Source organism: Microbispora hainanensis (assembly GCF_006874475.1).
Taxonomy (GTDB): Bacteria; Actinomycetota; Actinomycetes; order Streptosporangiales; family Streptosporangiaceae; genus Microbispora; species Microbispora hainanensis.
This window is the reverse complement of the sequence record NZ_VIRM01000073.1, coordinates 1-18,195: the sequence shown is the minus strand read 5'-3', so window position 1 is coordinate 18,195 and position 18,195 is coordinate 1. Positions and strand designations below refer to the sequence as shown.

At 69.7% G+C, this 18,195-nt stretch carries 19 protein-coding genes and 1 tRNA gene; 4 read left to right on the top strand and 16 right to left on the bottom strand.

Annotated elements, in window-relative coordinates; translation table 11 throughout:
- Positions 1–20: 20 nt before the first annotated feature.
- Both FLX08_RS36745 and FLX08_RS36740 read right to left on the bottom strand, forming a co-directional pair.
- A complete protein-coding gene (locus tag FLX08_RS36745) occupies positions 21–899 on the bottom strand; it encodes an alpha/beta hydrolase (RefSeq protein ID WP_142624877.1) in 879 nt (292 codons plus the stop codon).
- The gene (locus FLX08_RS36740) at positions 896–1,162 is read right to left on the bottom strand and encodes a hypothetical protein (RefSeq protein ID WP_142624876.1); all 267 of its coding nucleotides are present in this window, start codon (positions 1,160–1,162) and stop codon (positions 896–898) included. Before FLX08_RS36740 ends, FLX08_RS36745 begins: the two co-directional genes overlap by 4 nt.
- A gap of 84 nt (positions 1,163–1,246) precedes the next feature.
- Here FLX08_RS36740 and FLX08_RS36735 point away from each other — a divergent pair, with 84 nt between their 5' ends.
- Both FLX08_RS36735 and FLX08_RS36730 read left to right on the top strand, forming a co-directional pair.
- Complete coding sequence (locus FLX08_RS36735) at positions 1,247–1,579, top strand: winged helix-turn-helix transcriptional regulator (RefSeq protein ID WP_142624875.1); 333 nt, start codon at positions 1,247–1,249, stop codon at positions 1,577–1,579.
- A 69-nt stretch (positions 1,580–1,648) separates the two neighbouring features.
- Entirely contained in the window at positions 1,649–3,817 is a 2,169-nt protein-coding gene (locus FLX08_RS36730) for a helicase-associated domain-containing protein (RefSeq protein WP_142624874.1), read from the top strand.
- Positions 3,818–3,875: 58 nt separating this feature from the next.
- Here FLX08_RS36730 and FLX08_RS36725 read toward each other — a convergent pair whose 3' ends face one another.
- From FLX08_RS36725 to FLX08_RS36715, 3 genes are all read right to left on the bottom strand, one after another.
- Complete coding sequence (locus FLX08_RS36725; RefSeq protein ID WP_142624873.1) at positions 3,876–5,729, bottom strand: lectin; 1,854 nt, start codon at positions 5,727–5,729, stop codon at positions 3,876–3,878.
- A 231-nt stretch (positions 5,730–5,960) separates the two neighbouring features.
- Positions 5,961–7,661, bottom strand: a complete 1,701-nt coding sequence (locus FLX08_RS36720) for an OmpA family protein (protein ID WP_142624872.1) — start codon at positions 7,659–7,661, stop codon at positions 5,961–5,963.
- A 72-nt stretch (positions 7,662–7,733) separates the two neighbouring features.
- The gene (locus tag FLX08_RS36715) at positions 7,734–9,263 is read right to left on the bottom strand and encodes an alpha/beta hydrolase (protein WP_208761901.1); all 1,530 of its coding nucleotides are present in this window, start codon (positions 9,261–9,263) and stop codon (positions 7,734–7,736) included.
- A gap of 447 nt (positions 9,264–9,710) precedes the next feature.
- Here FLX08_RS36715 and FLX08_RS36710 point away from each other — a divergent pair.
- Positions 9,711–9,787 (top strand) — tRNA-Thr (locus tag FLX08_RS36710).
- Positions 9,788–9,937: 150 nt separating this feature from the next.
- Here FLX08_RS36710 and FLX08_RS43155 read toward each other — a convergent pair.
- The 11 genes from FLX08_RS43155 to FLX08_RS36670 form a co-directional block, all read right to left on the bottom strand.
- On the bottom strand, positions 9,938–10,063 hold the full coding sequence (locus FLX08_RS43155; protein WP_280117155.1) for a hypothetical protein: 126 nt from the start codon (positions 10,061–10,063) through the stop codon (positions 9,938–9,940).
- A gap of 166 nt (positions 10,064–10,229) precedes the next feature.
- On the bottom strand, positions 10,230–10,973 hold the full coding sequence (locus tag FLX08_RS36705; protein ID WP_142624870.1) for an HNH endonuclease: 744 nt from the start codon (positions 10,971–10,973) through the stop codon (positions 10,230–10,232).
- A 144-nt stretch (positions 10,974–11,117) separates the two neighbouring features.
- On the bottom strand, positions 11,118–12,374 hold the full coding sequence (locus FLX08_RS36700) for a site-specific integrase (RefSeq protein WP_244313151.1): 1,257 nt from the start codon (positions 12,372–12,374) through the stop codon (positions 11,118–11,120).
- Complete coding sequence (locus FLX08_RS36695; RefSeq protein ID WP_142624869.1) at positions 12,371–12,556, bottom strand: helix-turn-helix domain-containing protein; 186 nt, start codon at positions 12,554–12,556, stop codon at positions 12,371–12,373. The genes FLX08_RS36700 and FLX08_RS36695 overlap by 4 nt, the downstream gene beginning before the upstream one ends.
- Positions 12,553–13,932 (bottom strand): replication initiator, encoded by a 1,380-nt coding sequence (locus FLX08_RS36690; protein WP_142624868.1) that lies wholly within the window; start codon positions 13,930–13,932, stop codon positions 12,553–12,555. Before FLX08_RS36690 ends, FLX08_RS36695 begins: the two co-directional genes overlap by 4 nt.
- A gap of 103 nt (positions 13,933–14,035) precedes the next feature.
- Positions 14,036–14,170: a hypothetical protein gene (locus FLX08_RS43150; RefSeq protein WP_280117154.1), complete on the bottom strand. Its 135-nt coding sequence runs from the start codon at positions 14,168–14,170 to the stop codon at positions 14,036–14,038.
- Positions 14,167–14,343, bottom strand: coding sequence for a hypothetical protein (locus FLX08_RS41015; protein ID WP_167530720.1), 177 nt, complete (start codon positions 14,341–14,343; stop codon positions 14,167–14,169). Before FLX08_RS41015 ends, FLX08_RS43150 begins: the two co-directional genes overlap by 4 nt.
- A 20-nt stretch (positions 14,344–14,363) precedes the next feature.
- On the bottom strand, positions 14,364–14,723 hold the full coding sequence (locus FLX08_RS36685; protein ID WP_142624867.1) for a hypothetical protein: 360 nt from the start codon (positions 14,721–14,723) through the stop codon (positions 14,364–14,366).
- Positions 14,724–14,734: 11 nt separating this feature from the next.
- On the bottom strand, positions 14,735–15,427 hold the full coding sequence (locus tag FLX08_RS36680) for a DUF2637 domain-containing protein (RefSeq protein ID WP_142624866.1): 693 nt from the start codon (positions 15,425–15,427) through the stop codon (positions 14,735–14,737).
- A gap of 30 nt (positions 15,428–15,457) precedes the next feature.
- Positions 15,458–16,834 (bottom strand): FtsK/SpoIIIE domain-containing protein, encoded by a 1,377-nt coding sequence (locus FLX08_RS36675; RefSeq protein ID WP_142624865.1) that lies wholly within the window; start codon positions 16,832–16,834, stop codon positions 15,458–15,460.
- Entirely contained in the window at positions 16,831–17,172 is a 342-nt protein-coding gene (locus tag FLX08_RS36670; protein ID WP_142624864.1) for an SCO3933 family regulatory protein, read from the bottom strand. Before FLX08_RS36670 ends, FLX08_RS36675 begins: the two co-directional genes overlap by 4 nt.
- Before the next feature lie 137 nt (positions 17,173–17,309).
- Between FLX08_RS36670 and FLX08_RS36665 the strand changes: the two genes are divergently transcribed.
- Positions 17,310–17,690 (top strand): GntR family transcriptional regulator, encoded by a 381-nt coding sequence (locus FLX08_RS36665; protein WP_142624863.1) that lies wholly within the window; start codon positions 17,310–17,312, stop codon positions 17,688–17,690.
- Positions 17,691–18,195: the final 505 nt, after the last annotated feature.

Sequence of the window (18,195 nt, the reverse complement as noted above, 5' to 3'; positions counted from 1 at the left end):
TGACCGCGGGGGTCTTGCTGTCACAGGTGCCGATGAAGGAAGTCCGCCGTCGCCTCGGCGGCGCGCGTGACATGCGGCTCCACGTCGTACAGGTCGATGTGCTCGCGGCAGTCGAGCCAGAGCATCTCCTTCTTTCCCGGGCTGCGCTGGAGGAGCGTCTCCGCGAGCTCGGGCGCGCAGTACGCGTCGACCCGCCCGTGGACGACGAGCAGCGGCGTGGCGGCGAGCAGCGGGGCCGCGCCGAGCGCGTCGAAGGTCATCAGTGAATGGAGCGACCCCCAGGTCACCCGGTTGTCCCAGTGCGGAGAGGCGGAACGGGAGGTGCCGTAGTAGGCGTACGGCTCGTCACCGGGCATCGCGGCCTCACCGCCGCCGGGCGCCACCGCGGGCAGATATTCGTCGTAGCGGTCGAGGAAACGCGCGAGCGCGGTGCGGTAGGCGTCGTCGCCCATCTGCTCCGCGAGCCAGACCGGGCTGTTGTAGGCGCCGGCGATTCCGGCGACCGCCTTCACCCGTGGGTCGGCGGCGGCCGCCCGCACCGCGTACCCGCCGCCCAGGCACACCCCGACGAGGCCGATCCGGCCCGGGTCGACCTCTGCCCGGCGGGCGAGCAGGCTCACCGCGGCGCGCAGGTCGGTGAGCTTGCCCGCGCTGTCCTCGTGCCCTCGGCGGCCTCCGCTCTCGCCGAACCCCCGATGGTCGAAGGCCAGGGTGACCAGACCCGCTTGGGCCAGGCGCTCCGCGTACAGGCCCGTGACCTGCTCCTTCACTCCGGTGAAGGGCCCGGTGAGGGCGACGGCGGGCGAGGGTTCGAGCCGTTCGGGCACCCTGAGCTCTCCGACGAGCTCGACACCGGCGGCCGAGAAGGCGACCCGATAGGTTCGCACCGTGGTCGTCATCGCCCGGCCTCCCCCGCCACGGCGGCCAGGGTGACGCGATCAAGGACGTGCGGCCAGGCCGTGGAGTGCCCGTCCGCGGTGTAGGGGTGGGTTCCGCCGAACGCCAGGTCGCCGGTGAACGCCACCCGTTTGCCGCCCCGGGCGTCGGAGACGAGCAGGTTGCCCTCGACGAGGACCACCCCGTCGGCCGTCTCCAGCAGGTAGCTGCTGGCGAACAGGCCCGGCTCCGCCGCCGAGTACGTGTGGATGACGAGATCGCTCATGCTTGAGAAGCTAGGCGTGCCGGATTCTTCGGGCCAGAAGGCACCTTGCGGTGCCCATCGATCGAGCGTACGGAGGAGGGCCGCGTGGATCCCGTGATTCCCGACACGCTGGAGGAGAGCTGCGCGACGCGGCAGGCCCTTGAGCGGTTCGCGGCGAAGTGGCGGGTGCTGGTGATCTACGCCCTGCTGGCCGGTCCCCAGAGGCACAGCCGGCTGCGCCGGCGGCTGCCCGGCATCACGCAGAAGGTGCTGACCGAGACGCTGCGGGGCCTGGAGAAGGACGGCATGGTCGAACGGCGGGTCATCAAGGACACGGCGCCGCAGCACGTGGAGTATGCGCTGACCGATCTGGGACGTACGCTGCGCGAACCGCTGGGCGCCATCTGCGCCTGGGCGCTGGAACACGGGCGCGGATAACCGCCGGCCACTCACATGGAACCGCCGCGAGCGGTCGGGCCGCCGGACGCGGCGTAATACGCTGCGGTGATGAGCACTCGGCAGCGCCTGGCGTCATGGCTGAAGACGAAGTCGCCAGAGGACCGGAGGCTGATCCTCGCCCGGGTCGGATTCACCACCGACGACGACGTGACCCCGCAGGACCTCGCCCGGCTGCTGCTGCAGCCGCGTGCGGCGCTCGCGCTCGCCCGGTTCTGCACCCTTCCCCAGCATCAGGCCCTGTCGGCCGTCGCGTGGCTGGCGGCGCAGCGCCACGGGCCGCTGCTCAACCTCTGGCATGACGCGGACCCGGTGACGAGGGCCGTGCCCCGCGCCGACGTGCTCGACCTGCTGGCCGGGGACGATCCCGTCCTGCGGGATCGCGCCGCCGCCACCCTGGACGCGCTCGCCGACATGGCGCTGGTGCTTCCGCCGCACGGCGACCAGGTGATCGTGTCCACGGGCGTCCACGCGCACCTCGCGGACACGGCGGGGCTCGGCCGCCCGGCGGCGGAGCTCATCGGGCTTCACTTCAACGCTCCGGAGGTCCACGCGCTCGCCGAGGCCCTGGCATTCCCGAAGGCCAGGGCGCGGGAGGGCGCGGAGCGCAACGTGCTCGACCTGCTCACCGACCAGGAGCGGGTGCGGGCCCTGCTCGCCCAGGCCCCCGCGAGCGCCCGGGAGTGGCTGCTCGAGATCATCGGGAGCGGATCGCGGGTGCTCACCCACGCCTATCAGGAGCGCGGCTTCGGTTATCACCAGGCGCCGAAGTACGCCTTCCGGCCGGGAGGCTCCGGCGACCCGAACACCGACTGGCTGGCGGCGCGCGGCCTCCTCCTGCCCGCCGGGCTGGAGGACACGGCGGAGGTGCCGATCGAGGTCGCCGTGGCCGTCCTCGGCGAGCTGCGCGTGCCGTTCACGCCGGAGCCGCCGCGGCCCCCGGACGGCCTGCCCGACGCCGCCGGGGCCGACGGGTCCGCGCAGGCCGCCGCCACCGCCGCGCTGTCCCAGATCGAGCGCGTGCTCGCCGCGTGCGCCGACCGGCCTCCCGCCCTGCGCAAGGCCGGCGGTCTGGCGGTCCGCGACACCAGGCGGATCGCCAAGGCGGCCGGTGTGGCCGAGGACGTCGCCCGGCTCTGGCTCGACCTGGCCATGCAGGCCGGACTGCTCGGCCTGCACGCCGAGCCGGTGCAGCGGCCGAAGGGCCATCGCGGCAAGCTGCCGGATCCGGTCGTGAGCCTGCTGCCGAAGACGGGATATGACGACTGGCTGCAGCGGTCTCCCGCCGAGCGGCTGGTGCCGATCATCGCCACCTGGGCGACCATCCCTGCCGTCTACACGTTCTGGCCGGAGGAGGCCGGGACGCCGGTCGCCCTCATCGAGCCCGACGATCCGTACGCGGCCGGGATCAGGAGTGCCGTCCTCGACGCGCTCGCCGCGCTTCCCCCGGGCAGGGGCGTCTCCGCCGACGGCCTGCCGTACGTGACGGAACGGGCGGCCTGGCATCGCCCGCTCCACTTCGCGGAGTCGGGGGCGGACGACGACCTGGTCGGCGCCGTCCTGCGTGAGGCCGAGCTGCTCGGCGTGGTCGCCGGGGGCGCCCTCACCGGCGTCGGCCGTGCCGTACGCGACCTGCTGCTCAGTGGTGCGGCGTGGACGTCGCCGGAGTCCGCGCTGACCGCCGCCCTGACGGCCATGCTCCCGCCCGCGCAGGGCACCGCCTTCTTCCAGGCCGATCTGACGGCCGTGGTGCGCGGGATGCCCGGCCCGGAGCTCGCCGACCTGCTCGACGACGTCGCCGACCGCGAGTCGGAGGGGCACGCCGTGGTCTGGCGCTTCTCCGGTTCGACCGTACGCCGGGCCTTCGACCGCGGGCACGAGGCCGACGCCCTGCTCGCGCGGCTCACCGAGGTGGCCGAGGCGCCCCTGCCGCAACCGCTGGAATATCTGATCAAGGACACCGCCCGTACGCACGGGCGTGTCCGGGTGGTGCGCTCCGGGTGCTGCCTGCGTTCCGACGACGAAGCGCTCGTCGAGGAGCTCTCCCGCTCCGCGGCGCTGCGTACGCTGGGCCTGCGCAAGATCGCCCCGACGGTGCTGATCAGCGCGCGGGGCGAGGAGGAGACCCTGGCCCGGTTGCGCGCCGCCGGCTACACCCCGGCGCTGGAGTCCGAGACCGGGGCGGCGATCGTCGAGAGGGCCGCCCGCCGGCGCGCGTGACGTGCGGCAGGCCGGGGACGGCGCGTGGAAACGCCGTCCCCGGCCGGTCGATATGGACTCAGGTGCGGGTCCACTTCTGGTTGCTCCCGCCGTGGCAGGTCCAGATGTGCACCTTGCTGCCGTTGGCGGTGCCGTAGTTCGACACGTCGAGGCACTTGTTCGCGCCGACGGCGGTGATGCTGCCGTCGGAGTTGAAGCGCCACTTCTGGTTGTTCTGGCCGTTGCAGTCCCAGATGATCACGCTGGTGCCGTCGGCCGTGCCCGCGCCGTTGACGTCGAGGCACTTGTTGCCGTAGACGCGCAGCTCACCGGCGCTGGTGGAGGTCCACTGCTGGTTGGACTGCCCGTTGCAGTCCCAGATCTGCGCCTGTGCCCCGTTGGTCTGTGATGCCTCGGTGACGTCCAGGCACCGCCCCGAGCCCTCGCCGCGGATCGCGCCGGTCGTCTGGGGGGTGCCCGTCGGCGACGCGGACGGCGAGGCGGGCGGAGAGGGGGACGGAGAGGGAGACGGCGTGGGGCTGGCGGGTGGTCCGTCGTTGCCGGTGAACTGCCACCAGTTGAGGTTGAACAGGTAGCCGCTGCCGCCGGTGAACCTGAGGTAGAGGTCGTGGGTGCCGGTGGCGCCGGTGACGGGGCAGGAGACGGTGGTCCAGGCCTGCCAGCCGCCGGTGCCCGCGACGGTGCAGGTGCCCATGAGGGTGCCGGTGGCGCTGTCGCGGCGCACTTCGATCTTTCCTCCGCTGGCGCCGGAGGCGACGCGTGCGGAGAAGGAAGTCGCACCGTTGCCGAAGCCGACGCCCTTGACCTTGATGTAGTCGCCGTTCTCGATGAACCCGACGTTCATGCCGCCCTCGCTGGAGGCCTCGGTCTCCACGCCGGACTCCCAGGCGATGGTCTCGGCCTCCTGCCGCACGTACGGGTTCAACGTGCCCACCTGCGGCGCGCCGGTCGTGGTCATGTTGATCGTCGGGATGGTGCCGTCGGCGTTGTAGGTGAACTTCTCCACCGCCACCGAGCGGGTGAAACCGCCGCCGCCCGGCAGTGCGCCGTTGTGGTAGAAGAAGTACGAATTGCCCTGATAGTCGATGATGCCGGGGTGGTTGGTGAAGCTGCCGCCCTGGGTCGGCATGATCGTGCCGCGGTAGGTCCACGGCCCGGTCGGGCCGGGGGCGGTGGAGTAGGCGATGAACTCCGAGCAGCACTTGGCCGCGAACACCATGTAGTAGAGGCCGCCCCGCTTGTAGAACCAGGGGCCTTCTTCGAACAGCGTCGGCCGGTTGGCGTCCCCGGTGCGGGTGCCGAACCCGCCGGTGGTGAGGTTGACCTTCGTCGGGCTGCCCGAGTAGGAGGTCATGTCGCTGTTGAGCTTGACGTACCACAGGTTGGGGTTGCCCCAGTAGAGGTAGGCCTGGCCGTCGTCGTCGACGTAGACGGTGGGGTCGATCTCGCCGTTCTCGACCAGCGGGCGTCCCAGGGCGTCGCTGAACGGCCCGGTGGGGCTGTTGGAAACGGCCACGCCGATGGCCATCCTGCCGGTGGCCCGGTTGGTCGTGGGGACGTACCAGTAGAACTTGCCGTTGCGATAGACGGCCTGCCCGGCCCAGGCGTCCGACTTGGCCCAGCTGAAGGTGGACACGCTCAGCGGGGAGCCGTGGTCGGTCCAGTTGACCATGTCGGTCGAGGACCAGACCCGCCAGTCCTTCATGGTGAAGTACGTCGAGCCGTCCTCGTCGTGCCCGGTGTAGAGGTACACCCGGCCGTTGTAGACCAGCGGCGCCGGGTCGGCGGTGTAGATGGTCTGCACGATCGGGTTGTCGGCCCTGGCCGCGCCGGCCGGGAGCAGCACCAGCACGCACAGCAGGCTCACGATCCAGGCGACCGTGCGCCTGTATGGCGATAAAGCGGATCTCACATGCGCCTCCTGAAGTGGTGGTCGCTCGCCGAGCGGTTACGTTAATGTGAGCGCTAACATTTCACGGCGGGAGACCGTGGTCATGCGGCGGAGCAAACCCCATGCGCGAGAGACGGTCAAGGTGCCGGGCCTGCCCGGCAGGGCGGCCGGCGGCCTGATCACCCGGGCCGAGCAGGCATCGGAGTGCCGATCACGAAACCACCGATCGTGAAACTTTCACCTTGACAAGGGTTAACGTACGGGAACGTTGTCGAACCTGCCGAAGGGGCCGGCGTCGAAGGTCACGCTCGTGACGCCCGGAGGGGGCGCCGGCACGTAGAAGAAGCCGCGGTTGCCGGTGCCCGGTTCGACGTTGAACGTCGCCCAGCCCGGGTCCACGTAGTCGTCGGGGCCCCGCGGGTCGTCCGGCCCCATCCGGACGGCGCGATAGACGGTGTGCGAGGCGGGATCGACGACGGAGAAGCCGGTGTACCAGCCGCCGATGTAGGCGATGCCCCCGCCATATCCGGTCCCCGCGCCGAGGTTCCCCGGCCCGAGGTTCACGATGTCGAACACCGCGACGAGGTAGGCGCCGTCGCGGTAGAAGGGCTTCACGTCGATGCGGAGGCGCTGCCCGGTCGGCTGCCTGGTGGCGGTCCGGTGGGCCACGGTCTCGCCGTCGTCCGCGTGGAACGGGGCGGGCCGTCCCCCGCCCGTGGTGGGCTCGTCGGCGCGGGTCCCCTCGGTTTCCGAGGCCGTGGAGCTCTCGGCCGGCTGCTTGACGCGGTAGGAGATCTCCACTCGCCGGTTCCTGGCCCGCGCCTCCTCGTCGTCCGCCCCGCCCTCGCGGGCGACGGGCTCGGTCTCGCCCTTGCCCGTCGCGCGGTATCGGTACGCCCCGCCGAGGCGCGCCTGCAGCTCCTTGCGCACGGCTTCCGCACGCCGCAGGGACAGGGCCATGTTGTACGCGTGGGTGCCCTTGCCGTCGGTGTGGCCCTCGATGAGGATGGGGGGCCGGTCCGGATCGGCCTTCTCCCGGGTCTCCTTCGCGACGTCGTCGAGCACGGCCCTGGCCCGTGCCGTGAGCCTGTCGGAGTCGAAGGCGAACAGCACGTCGGTGCGCAGGCCCACCGTCTCGTCGCCGCCGCTCGCGATGGTCGTCTTCTCCGGGCTCTCCGTGATGCCGTACAGGTCCTGGATGCTGCTGGTGACCTGCCCGGCCGGTTCCCGCACCGGCCAGGAGACGGTGGTGCCCGGCTGCGGCGTGCTGCCCGGCGCGGCCGTCGGCGCCAAAGGGCTGCCGGAGGCGGCCGTAGACGACATGGCGCTGCCGGAGGCGGCCGTAGACGACATGGCGCTGCCGGAACCGGTGTCGTCCACCACGGGCACGCCGGTGAACTCCCCGGCCGTGCCCGCCGTGATCGCGGTGACCGTACGGACGTCCGCCGGAAGCGGCGGGTAGTAGACGACGGTCTCGTAACGCACGCCGGGCTTGTAATATCCGGGTTTGCTGCCCAGCGTCCCGACCCGGTCGGTCAGCGGGTGATAGACCTTGCCGCCGACCGGGTCGACGAGCGGGATGCGATAGCTGCCGAAGTCGCCGGCCGCCGTCCCGAACGCGTTGCCGGTGTGGCGCGGCTCGTCCTCCAGCGAGGTGACCGTGAACCGGAGGACGGACCTGTCGGCCAGCCGTTCCACCTCGCGCATCTCCACCCGCGCGTGGAGGGGGCCGGTGGGACCGAACCACCCCTCCTTCGCGAGAGACGTCCCGGTGGACGCCCCGGTGGACCCCTCGGTGGGCTCCTCGGCGGAGGTGGCGGGCGGCCGAGGAGGCACCGGCGAGGCGGCTTCCGGCCCCCGGGGCACGTCCAGCGCCCCGCATCCGGACATGGTCAGGACCGCGACCATGGTCACAGGAACGGTCAGATCGCGTGATCGCCACCGGTAAGCCATGTGCCGGAATTTTAGGGATATGGACGGGCGGTCCGCCGGGAAAAGGCCCGCCCGCTACGTCGGCCTTCGGCCTCAGCCCGTCTTCGGGCAGATGGTGCCGCTCTTGGGCGTGCGCAGGGCGAGCAGGTAGTCGTCGACCGCGCTGTCCACACAGGCCGAGCCGCTGCGGTAGGCCGTGTGCCCGTCGCCGTCATACCCGAGCAGCACGCCCGAGGTCAGCTCCGAGGCGAGCCCCTGCGCCCACTCGTACGGCGTCGCGGGGTCGCGCAGGGTGCCGACGACGAGGATGGGCGGCGCGCCGGCGGCCTTGAGCGGCTTGTCGGTGCCGACGGACTTCACGGGCCAATAGGCGCAGGGCAGCGAACCCCACATCACGAACGGCCCGAAGTGCGGCGCCGTCTTGGCGGCTTGGCCCGCGGCCTTCCGGTATGCCGCGAGCGACTTGGGGAAGGGGTGGTCCACGCAGTTGACGGCCATGTTGGCCTCGGTCTGGTTCGAGTAGCTGCCGTCGGCCCGCCGGTCGACCAGCAGGTCGGCCATCTGGAGCAGCTCCGTCCCGTCGCCCTGGTTCATCGCCTTGGCCAGGGCCTCTCGCAGCCGGGGCCAGGCCGCGCGCTCGTACAGCGGGGTGGCGATGCCGATGACCGCCCACGCCTCGTTGACCGGCCGGCCGTCGCCGAGGTCGTTCTTCAGCGGCTGCCGGTCGGCCCTCGTCAGCAGGTCGCTGATCTCCTGCATCGCGCCGTCCACCGTACGGCTCTTGAAGGGGCAGGACTTGTCGAGGAAGCAGTCTTCGACGAAGGCCTTCAGCGCCACCTCGAAGCCCTTCGCCTGCACCTCGTTGGACTTCAGCGACGGCACGGCCGGATCCACCGCGCCGTCGAGCACGAGTGCCCGCACGTTCTTCGGGAACAGGTCGGCGTACATCGCGCCCAGATAGGTGCCGTACGACTTGCCGAGATAGGTGAGACCGCGGTCGCCGAGGACGCCGCGCAGGACGTCCATGTCCCTGGCCGCGTCGGCCGTGCCGACGTGGGGGAGCAGACGGGCCGACTTGGCGCCGCAGCTGTCGGCGAACAGCTTGGACTCCTTGTCGAGCGCCGTGACCTCTGCCGGCGTGTCCGGGCTCGAGTCCATCCCGATGTACGCGTCGAGCTGGGAGGCCGTCATGCACGTGACCGGGGTCGACTGGCCCACGCCGCGCGGGTCGAACCCGACGACGTCGAACTGGGCGCGCACCTTGTCGCTGACCACGGATCGGGCCGCCCGCGCGTAGTCGATGCCGGAGCCTCCGGGCCCGCCGGGGTTGATGAGCAGGGAGCCGACGCGCTTGCCGGTCGCCGGCAGGCGGATCACGCTGAGGTCGATGCGCTCGCCCGTGGGCTTCGAGTAGTCGAGGGGCACCTGGATCTTGGCGCACTGGAAGCCGTCGCCGCACGCCTGCCACGTGGGCCGCTGCGCGTAGAACGGCCGCAGCTCGGCCGAGGGCGCCTCGACCGCCGGCTGCGTCTTTCCACCCCCGCCCGGCTGCTCCGAGCTGGCCGGGGCGTGGCTGGAGCACGCCGCGAACGGCAGCAGCGCGGCCAGCGCCGCGATCGCCATTCGCCGGCTCTGACCACCGCCGTACCGCGTACGAGGCGGTAGGAGCTTCGCTTTCTGCCCAGCCGATCGCATACCCGTTGTTTCCCCTGCTGTCGCCTGCGTGACGAGCACCAGCATGCCGCCTGCCGCGGGCGGGCGGCGACCTCCCGGGAAGGGCCGTGCGGGATGAGGTCAAATGTCTGCTGGCCCGAGGGCGGTGTCGGACGAGACAGGGCGCTTTTCGTGTGACAGATGCGCCTGATATGCCCTGTCTCCGCTGGTCATCGGGTAAAGGGAGACTCTGCGGGCGGCTGGGGAAGTTTTACTGATCTCTCGTCGGGCGGATCGCGCTCCCGGACCGCGCCCCGGGCCCTCTGAGGCCCCCTTGAGGATCACGACGCTCCGGGCCGCGACGGGTGCACGAGAACCGCGACGACCCTGTAGACTGTGCGAAGCCGTTCGCGGCGTGCCGCCTTAGCTCAGTCGGCCAGAGCACTTCACTCGTAATGAAGGGGTCAAGGGTTCGATTCCCTTAGGCGGCTCCACTTCAAAGGCCCTCCTGGAAGATCCAGGAGGGCCTTTTGCTAACACCCCTGCTAACACTCCCTGAGCGTCTAACCGTGGAGTCCGTTGTTCACTCGAAGGCAGCGAGTGAGTGTCGAGGCCTCACGGCGCTGTGTGAGGCCTCGACGGCGTCACTCGGAGAACCGACCGCGCAGAGCGTAGGCCGCTGCAATGGTCACCAGAGTGACCGCGACGACGGTGAGAACGTCTCGAATCTGGTCCGGGTTGTAGCCGGCTTGGAAGCTCAGGACCAGCACGAGGATGATGATGATTAGAGGCTGCGGGCCTCCGGGCCTGGGTGAGCGCCCAGGCGGCCGATGAGTCATCATGGATGAGTCACCTTTCTTGTGTGGATGGTGGCAACCGCCGGCCCCTGTCTAGCTGTGGAAGGTTGGGGTAGGGGCCGGCGGAGTCTATGAGTAATTAATCGCTGCTGTCGGCGTCCGTACGATCGAGTACGGCCTGCCCAAGCCGGTGAGCTACAGACGTTCGCTGCTCTGGGCGAAGGCGCCGGTACAAGGACCACGCCTTCTCAGCTTGAGTAGGCGGCTTACGGTCCATGGCTATCCAGGCCAGCAGGCGAGCCTGATCTTGCGGTGAGAGCCCTTGTACCAGGTGCCACACGCTGTCCACATCGGGGAGCTGGACTCCCGAACTCAAAAGCCTGTGGCAGTTGGCGCAGAGGGTGATCAGATTGTCCAGGTCATCGCTCCCGCCGGCGGCGAGGGGAACGACATGAGCAAGCTCAAGGACAACGTTGACAGGTGCTTCGGTAGGCCCTTCGACGGATGAGAGCCCACAGTGGACGCAGCTATAGCTGTCGCGCTCAAGCACCTTCTGACGTAGTTGCGGGGCCGAGAAGCGCTTGAAACGCCGGAGCTGGACCCTGCCAGGCTCCCAGATCGGCTCACCTGCTCTCGTCAGGAGCATCTCGGATGCGCCTAGATGCGAGAGGGTCCGATCGCTGTCGATCACCCAGCCGTCTTCGCGAAGCTCTCGCAACCGCCGATCGATGGTGGTGATGCCGGGAAACGCGTCGTGTAGCTGTTCCTTCGTAAAGGTGTTCCCTTCGCCGATCACCTCAAGAAGCCAGAGAGCTACCCGGATCCTGCTTCCCAGCTTCTCATTGCGCCAGTCGGGGCGCTCATGAGACTTCTCGAGGTCCATCGCCTCTCCTGCTGCGATCGAGATTCGGGACTTGCTGGCTTGGCCTATTTCTACAGTCAGAGTACAGCATGATTCCCGCCGCGGCGCGCCGCGGCGGGAATCATCGCGCTCTCGCTATTGGACTACGTCACACGGCTCTTCTTGTCAGATAAAGGGGTGGTCGGGTCTCAGGGCTTGGGCGAAGACCTCGGCGGCGGCTGTCTCCGCGGAGCGGATCGCGTGGGCGTACACCCGCAACGTGATCGCAGGATCAGCGTGGCCGAGTCGGGCGGCGACGATGTGGACCGGGACGCCGGCCAGGAGCAGCGTGGTCGCGTGGATATGGCGCAGGTCGTGCAGGCGGACGTACGGCAGAGGTTCGGCCGGAGTCTGCGCCTCGTCCTCCGGTTCGTTGTAGGCCTTGATGAGCTTGGCTGGCAGCGCGGTCACAGTGGTCGGGTAGATGGGGCCGCCCCATGCCGTAGTGAAGATGTGGCCGTTCTCCTCTCCCTTCCACGCGTCACCGACGCGCGCTTTCTCGGTTTCCTGAGCCTCTTTGTGCTCCCGGAGAACGTTGACAGTCCCCTCGTCGATCGTGACCACGCGCGTCCGGCCGCTCTTCGTGGTGCCCTCGATGTGCTCGCCGTCGACCACGCCTGTTGAACCCTTGATGGTGATCTGCTTGTTCTCCAGGTCGACGTCAGGCCATCGAAGGTTGAGGAGTTCACCGCGCCGCGCTCCCGTGTAGGCGGCCAGATGAAAAAAGGCGTAGAGCCGATGTGACCGGACGAGAGACAGGAACGCCCGGAGCTGGGCAGGCGTCCAGATCATTCCAGGCTCGCGCAGGTCGCTACGAGGCCGCTTGGCCTTCTCGACAGGTGAGCTGCTCAGGTACTCGTGGACCAGCACGGCGTCACGGAAGGCGCGGCGGAGGATCGCGTGCGTGTGGACGACGCTCGACACCGCCAGTGGCTTGCCGTTCCGCCCACCGCGAGCGAGGAGATCCCGGTAGAGCTTCGTGACCGTGGAGGGTCGAACCGCCTGGAGCCGCATCTTGCCGATGTGCGGCTTGATGTAGAGGCGAATGCTGATCCGGTAGTCCTCCAGCGTCCCCGGCTTGATCTCCATCGCGTGGTCCTCGATCCACATGTCGAGGTACTCGCTGACGGTGATCTCGTTCCGGTCGACATACTCACCCCGCCGGGCGTTCACGCGGGCCTCGTCACGGGCAGCCTTGGCCTCGTCCTCAGTTGCGAACCCGCCGACCCACTTGGGCTTGCTCTCGCCGGTCTCAGGGTCCTTGACGCGAATCACGTATGACCACGTGCTACCGCGCTTCATGACCCCGTCGCGCAGCTTAGGACTGCTCTTCTTGGCCGGCCTGCTGGGAGACGCCGCCGCATCAGTGGGGGTCTTGGTCATGCCGCACGCTCCTGAGTGGCCAGGCGGTTGATGTAATCGGTGAGAGCGGCGACGGAGACCCGCCGCGAGCCGTCGATGCGGACCGAGTCGACGGCGCCGGAGGCGATGAGTTGGTAGAGCTTGGCGCGGGAGATCGCCAGTGCTTCGGCGGCCTCCGGGACGGTGAGTAGAAGCCGAGTCATGATCCACCCCCAGCCGAGCCGCTCAGGTGGGTGACGGGGACGCCGGTTATGGCGGCGGCGAGGATGGCGTCTCCGGCGGAGAGGCCCTGTCCGGCGTACTGCCAGTGCGCGACGACGAGGACGGTGTCCTCGTCGAAGAGGGGGAGTCGTCCGGTGCTGATCTGCTCGTCGCGCCGGTGTTCGGCGCGTGCGGCGCGGAGGGCGCCGAGGGTGGTGGAGTAGCGGCGGGATTTGGTGGAGAAGTGGCCGCGGAAGCCGAGCATGTGCGCCCAGTGGGTCAGCCGGAGGTCGGCCAGTTCGTCGAAGGACCCGAGACGGAGGCATTCGGCGATGAGCCGCCGGGCGTGCTCGCGGATGGGCAGGGCGGCGAGGTTTTCGAGGGGTTGGATGCGCCGGTCCAGGGTGCCGACGCATTCGGCGGCCTTGGTGGCGTACTTGGCGATGTAGCCGGCAACGGCCTGGTCGGTCAGCTCGCCGTGCAGGGTGATCGGACGGGTGTCGAGCTGGGCACCCCACCGGAGGACGCGTGAGGGTTGTCCGTCGTACGCGGGGACCTTGGCGGTGACCACGGTGGCGGCGTGCTGGACGGCGCAGGCGAGCATGTCGACGGTCGCCCAGGCCGGGGGCGGGGAGGTGGGTCCGTCCGGGCCGTCGAGGCGGATCACGGCGTGCAGGTGGACGACGCCGCGCCGCTGATATTCGGCGACCTTGGCGAAGGAGACGACGAGCTGGGCGGCGAGGTCCTTTTGGGTGAGCCCGGCGAGCTTGGCCAGGTGCCGGCGAAGCGCCAGGGTGAAGCGGCGCCACAGTTCCGGCGCGGTGGCGTTGAACAGCACGGAGCCGGTGTAGTCGTAGCAGTCCGGGCACAGCGGCTCGCCAAGGCATGCCTCGTCGGTCCCATGTCGGACGGTGCAGGACATGACCCGCCCATGCGGGCATGTCTCGGCGTCCCGCCGCGGGTGGCAGGGCAGGACGCGGCCGTCCTTCTCCCGCCGGGAGTGCACCTCACCGAACGAAGGCGCGGTGAGAGTGACGAACAGGCACGGGTGAGAGGCCACCGTCTCCGGGACGCCCTTACCGCCGACGAGGCCCGCGCGGACGAGGTGGTAGGTGTCGGCGCGGTAGGTCTCGGCGCAGGAGGGGCAGCGGGAGGCGCGGCGGGTCTTGCACGGGACGCGCAGGAGGCCGTCCGGTTCGAGGTGGGTGCTGTAGCGGTGGAGGAGTTGGCCGGTGGCGCGGTCGTAGTGCTCGACCTTGCCGCGCAGGTGGATCGGCTGGCGGCAGCCGCCGGTCCGGCGGATCTGGCTCGCCCAGCGGGCGTATTGCGGGTCGTGGAGCCGGGTGATGAGTCCGGCGATGGCGTGCTTGGTTGGCATGATGGGTGCGTCCCTTCCGGGCTGATGGGTTCGGTGTGGGATGGCCCCCGACGTGACGGACGTCTTGGCGGATGTGTGGTCACGCCGGGGGCACCGAGAGCGATCAGCAGAAGCCGAGGCCCTCGCAATGGCGGCAGGTCTCGCCGTAGCTGTCGAGGCCGCCCCCGCCGCAGTGGCAGCACTGCCAGCGCTTCGGGGTGATCTCGACAGGCATGGCGTCCTCGTTCGGGGTGGTCACGCGATCCACCTCGTTTCGGTGCGCTTGGGCGCGGTGTTGATGAACACGCGCCAGGTGTAGGCCCGGCGGCGTCGCCGGACGATCGGTGAGATGGAGCCGACCGGGAGGATGGTGCGGATCTTGTTCACGGCGTAGGCGATCTCGGCATCGGTGCCGTCGATTCGAATGCGCATGATCGGCTACCTCCTTCCGGTTAGGCGGCGTGGGCCGGGTTGACGGTGGTGTCGGGGACGATGCAGTCCTCGTAGGAGGTGACCGCCTCGTGCCGGGCACGGGCGGCGGCGAGGACGGCGAGCGCCTCGTAGCGGACCGGGCCGAAGTCCAGACCAGTCCTGTAGTGGCTGTAGGGCAGGCGACCCGGGTCGATCTCAGTGCCGAGCAGTTCCGCGATGTGGTCGATCTCGGCGCGCATCCCAGCGTCGTCCGCCCGGTCCGGGAAGTACGTGATGCTGATGGAGGTGCGCGGGACGGGGACGTCCGGGTTGGTATCCAGGAAGTCGGCCAGGGCGCGGAGGCCGGTGATTGTGGCCTTGCGGTGGTCGGTGGTGGACACGAGGTCTCCTCTCACAGGGCTTCCGGTGTGGTCCGTAGGCTGCGGAGCAGGTCGGAGGCGAGTTGGTTGGACACGCCCAGGCGGGCGCGCAGCAGGTCGCGGGTGATGGGCTTGCCGTGCTTGGCGTGGTGTTCGTCGGCCACGCGGCGGGCGTAGTCGACCAGTGCCGGGGACGGTCCCGGACCGTCCTGGTTGCCGTCCGCGCCGTCCGGCTCGGAGGGGACGAGCGCGGGGACCGAGGACGAGGCGGCAAGCGACGAGGACGACGGGACGGCGGACGAGGACGGAGCCGGGGGCAGGTCGAGGCGGGGGCCGGAGGCCCGACGTTCCAGCATGGAGACCGCGACGAGGAAGGCTCCGGCGGGTGTGGCGGCGGTGAGCCAGCCCCACAGGGTTGGGTCGGCCTGGTGGAGGTTGGCGGCCAGGGACAAGACGATGCCGGCGACGAGGACGAGGGTGGGCCAGGAGATCCAGCCCCGCCGTACCCGTCCGGTCTTCTTGTCCCGCTGGCGTTCCCGGGCGGCCATAACGCAGGTGAGGTCGACGCAGACGGCCACGGCCCACGACATCCACCCGGTCTGGCCGCTGGCGGCGGCGGTGTCGCGGATGTGGGTGAAGCTGCCCGCCCCGGCGATGGCGGCCAGAACCAGAACGGGACCGGTGTCGGCCAGCCGTACGGCCAGGCGAGACAGGGGCGCAGGCATCGGTACCTCCTCTCGCTCGACGGGATCGGATTAGGCGGCGATCTGCGGACTTTCGACGCCGCCGGGCAGCTCGTGGCCGAGGCCGGAGGCCGCGACCTGCCCCCACGAGGGCGTGATGTCGGCGTAAGTCTCGGCGGCCTGCTCCGCCGCAAGGGTGGAGACGTAGCCGGAGCGGGCGCGGTACCAGCGGCCGTCGTTGCCCGTGATCACCGCGACGCCGGGCAGTTCTGGCGGGATGGACCGGGCGGCGACCAGCGCGTCAGGGTCGAGGTCGCCGAGGGTCATCACCGCGGTTTCGGGGTCGTTGACCCGATGGCAGACCCGCCCGCCGATCTGGGCACGCAGCGCGGTCACGCCAGGGCCGAGGTCGGACCCGATCCGCTGACCAGACAGGACGAGGTGGAGGCCGAAGGCGCGACCGAGCTGGGCGATCCGTAGCAGGGCGGTAGCCGTACGGGTGACCTGATCCTTTTCGGCCTTGTCGGCGGTCAGGAACAGCTCGGCCAGCTCGTCCACCAGGACCACGACCGGGATAGGCCGCACGTTGTCCGGCAATTGCCAGATGTCACGCACTCCGAGCCGGCGGCAGGCCAGCATCCGGGCGCCCATGACCGCGATCAGGTCCGCCAGCAGGTCGAGGCACTCGGCCCGCGTCGTCGCCAGCGCGGTCAGGCGTGGCGCGTAGGGCGAGAGTTCGACCCCGCCTTTGAGGTCGAAGCCGACCAAGGCGACCGGCTGCGGCGCGAGCCCGACGATGAGCGCGTTGATCAGGTTGGACTTGCCCGACTGCGTCGCTCCGGCGTTCATCCAGTGCGGGATGAGCCGGAAGTCCATCCGCCACGCGGCGCCCGTCTCCAGCACCCCCACCACCGGGCGCAGGAGGTCCTCCCCGCGCCATCCTTCCCGCGGTTCAGGCGGAGGTGCGGCGGGGGCGACGTGCGCTAAAGGGTCGCGGGTGATCCCCTGGAGGGTGACGCGGCCGGGCCGGGAGCCGACGACGCGGACCGCCTCGATGCGCCAGGCGTGCGCGAGGCGATCGCACACCTTGGCGTAGTCGTCGGGGATCTGCCCGTCCAGCAGGTGGAAGGTGATGCGGAAGCCGTGCCGGACCGGGCGGGGCAGGCCCATCCACGGCTTGGTGTCGACGGCCACCCGCTGGAAGCGCCTCTTGACCCGCACGACCCCGGTCGAGGCCACCAGGCCCGGAACGGTGGTGAACCACCACCGCTGACGCTTCTTGGTCAGCCCACAGCCGGAGGCCACGTGCCGCCAGGACCAGCGCAGCCAGACCGCCTTACGGGGGAAGACGAACAGGTACCAGTACGAGGCCGGCGCCCACCGCCGCCACAAGACGAGAACGACCAGGGCGGCGACGGCGAGCAGTATCGGGCGGGGCAGGTGGATCATCGCTCGGCCCCCGCCCCGTACGCGGCGGCGGCCGGGGTGAAGGACTGCGCGCGGTAGGAGATGCCCCACCGGCCCGCCTGCTCCCACACGTAGCCGACCAGGCCGACCGGGACCACCTCGTCCCCGGGGGAGATGGGCGGTTCGGGCGTGGTGCTGACCTTGACCAGCTCCATGCGGCCGTTGTCGTCCTCGATCAGCAGCGTGACCTCGTACATGGTGTTGCCGTCCCGGTCCCGCTTGATCTCGCCGGTCTCCTTGCTGACCAGACGGGGACGGGCGGCCTTGGCGCAGGTGATGTGCAGCTTGGACACGTCGACAGGGATGGGGATGGTGCGCATGTTCTGTTCCTTCCGAGACGCGTTCTCTTAGAACTCATGGTGTTCTTAGTATGCCAAGTTCTCAAGGACTGCTTGGAGTACTTGGTTGGCCGGACGGCCGGGATGTGGTGAACTGGAGGCAAAGAGAGAGGGCCGGGATGATCGAGAAGACCGGTCGGCCTGCCTATATGCAGATCGCCGACGAACTACGCGGGCAGATCCGGAACGGATCGCTGCCGCCGGGTACGGTCCTGCCCTCGATCAACCAACTCTGCGAGCGCTACGGCGTCTCATCCAGCGTCGTCAAAGCCGCGATCAGCGTGCTCCGTACCGAAGGGCTGATCGTCGGACAGCAGGGCAAGGGCGTGTTCGTTCGCGAGCAGGAGAGCGCCGGCCCCGCCGAGACGGCCGGCGGCTCAGAGATCATGGAGCAACTCGCCGAGATGCGGGCGCTCATGAGGGACTTGGGGGATCGGATTGCCGATCTTGAGTCCGCTGTCTTTCCAGGGCAGAAGCGATCTGGTGAACCCGGCAAGTGATCTCTTCCAGTTCGGCGCGCAGCGACCGTAGGTCGGCGATGATGCGCCGGGTGGTCTCGTCGCTCATGTTCACGGTGGCTCCCTGCGGTCGGCGTTTCCCGGTTTTGGGATGCCGCTAGTTCACCGTGATCACGGGCTTTTCTGTATCACGCACCCTTAACTAAGCTTCTTCACGCCGTCTCATCAACGGTTTACACGTACGTTTTCACATGCACCACCGCACGACCCACCCGAAAGTGTGAACGTGAAGGGATGCAATGAAGGCGACCCAGCGGCCCGGCTGGACCCCTCCCGTCTGCGGGAACACCGTGAAGCCCACGGCCTGACCCTTGAGGCCGCAGGCGACCGGCTCCGAGAGACCGCCCGCCGCCACGGCCTGGCGGTACCCGCGGCCAACTTCCAAACACTGTGGGGCCACGAGCACGGCTCCATTTACCCCGGCCCGCATTACCGCCGTGCCTACTGCCTCATGTACCAGGCCACCGAGCCCGACCTAGGATTTCGG

Coding starts and splice junctions, on each gene's coding strand:
- FLX08_RS36705 (WP_142624870.1), bottom strand. CDS start 10,973: ATGGACCTCGAGAAGTCTCATGAGCGCCCCGACTGGCGCAATGAGAAG.
- FLX08_RS41015 (WP_167530720.1), bottom strand. CDS start 14,343: ATGCGCATTCGAATCGACGGCACCGATGCCGAGATCGCCTACGCCGTG.
- FLX08_RS36730 (WP_142624874.1), top strand. CDS start 1,649: ATGAGCACTCGGCAGCGCCTGGCGTCATGGCTGAAGACGAAGTCGCCA.
- FLX08_RS36675 (WP_142624865.1), bottom strand. CDS start 16,834: ATGATCCACCTGCCCCGCCCGATACTGCTCGCCGTCGCCGCCCTGGTC.
- FLX08_RS36745 (WP_142624877.1), bottom strand. CDS start 899: ATGACGACCACGGTGCGAACCTATCGGGTCGCCTTCTCGGCCGCCGGT.
- FLX08_RS36695 (WP_142624869.1), bottom strand. CDS start 12,556: ATGACTCGGCTTCTACTCACCGTCCCGGAGGCCGCCGAAGCACTGGCG.
- FLX08_RS36715 (WP_208761901.1), bottom strand. CDS start 9,263: ATGGCGATCGCGGCGCTGGCCGCGCTGCTGCCGTTCGCGGCGTGCTCC.
- FLX08_RS36740 (WP_142624876.1), bottom strand. CDS start 1,162: ATGAGCGATCTCGTCATCCACACGTACTCGGCGGCGGAGCCGGGCCTG.
- FLX08_RS36670 (WP_142624864.1), bottom strand. CDS start 17,172: ATGCGCACCATCCCCATCCCTGTCGACGTGTCCAAGCTGCACATCACC.
- FLX08_RS36720 (WP_142624872.1), bottom strand. CDS start 7,661: ATGGCTTACCGGTGGCGATCACGCGATCTGACCGTTCCTGTGACCATG.
- FLX08_RS36665 (WP_142624863.1), top strand. CDS start 17,310: ATGATCGAGAAGACCGGTCGGCCTGCCTATATGCAGATCGCCGACGAA.
- FLX08_RS36700 (WP_244313151.1), bottom strand. CDS start 12,374: ATGACCAAGACCCCCACTGATGCGGCGGCGTCTCCCAGCAGGCCGGCC.
- FLX08_RS36690 (WP_142624868.1), bottom strand. CDS start 13,932: ATGCCAACCAAGCACGCCATCGCCGGACTCATCACCCGGCTCCACGAC.
- FLX08_RS36680 (WP_142624866.1), bottom strand. CDS start 15,427: ATGCCTGCGCCCCTGTCTCGCCTGGCCGTACGGCTGGCCGACACCGGT.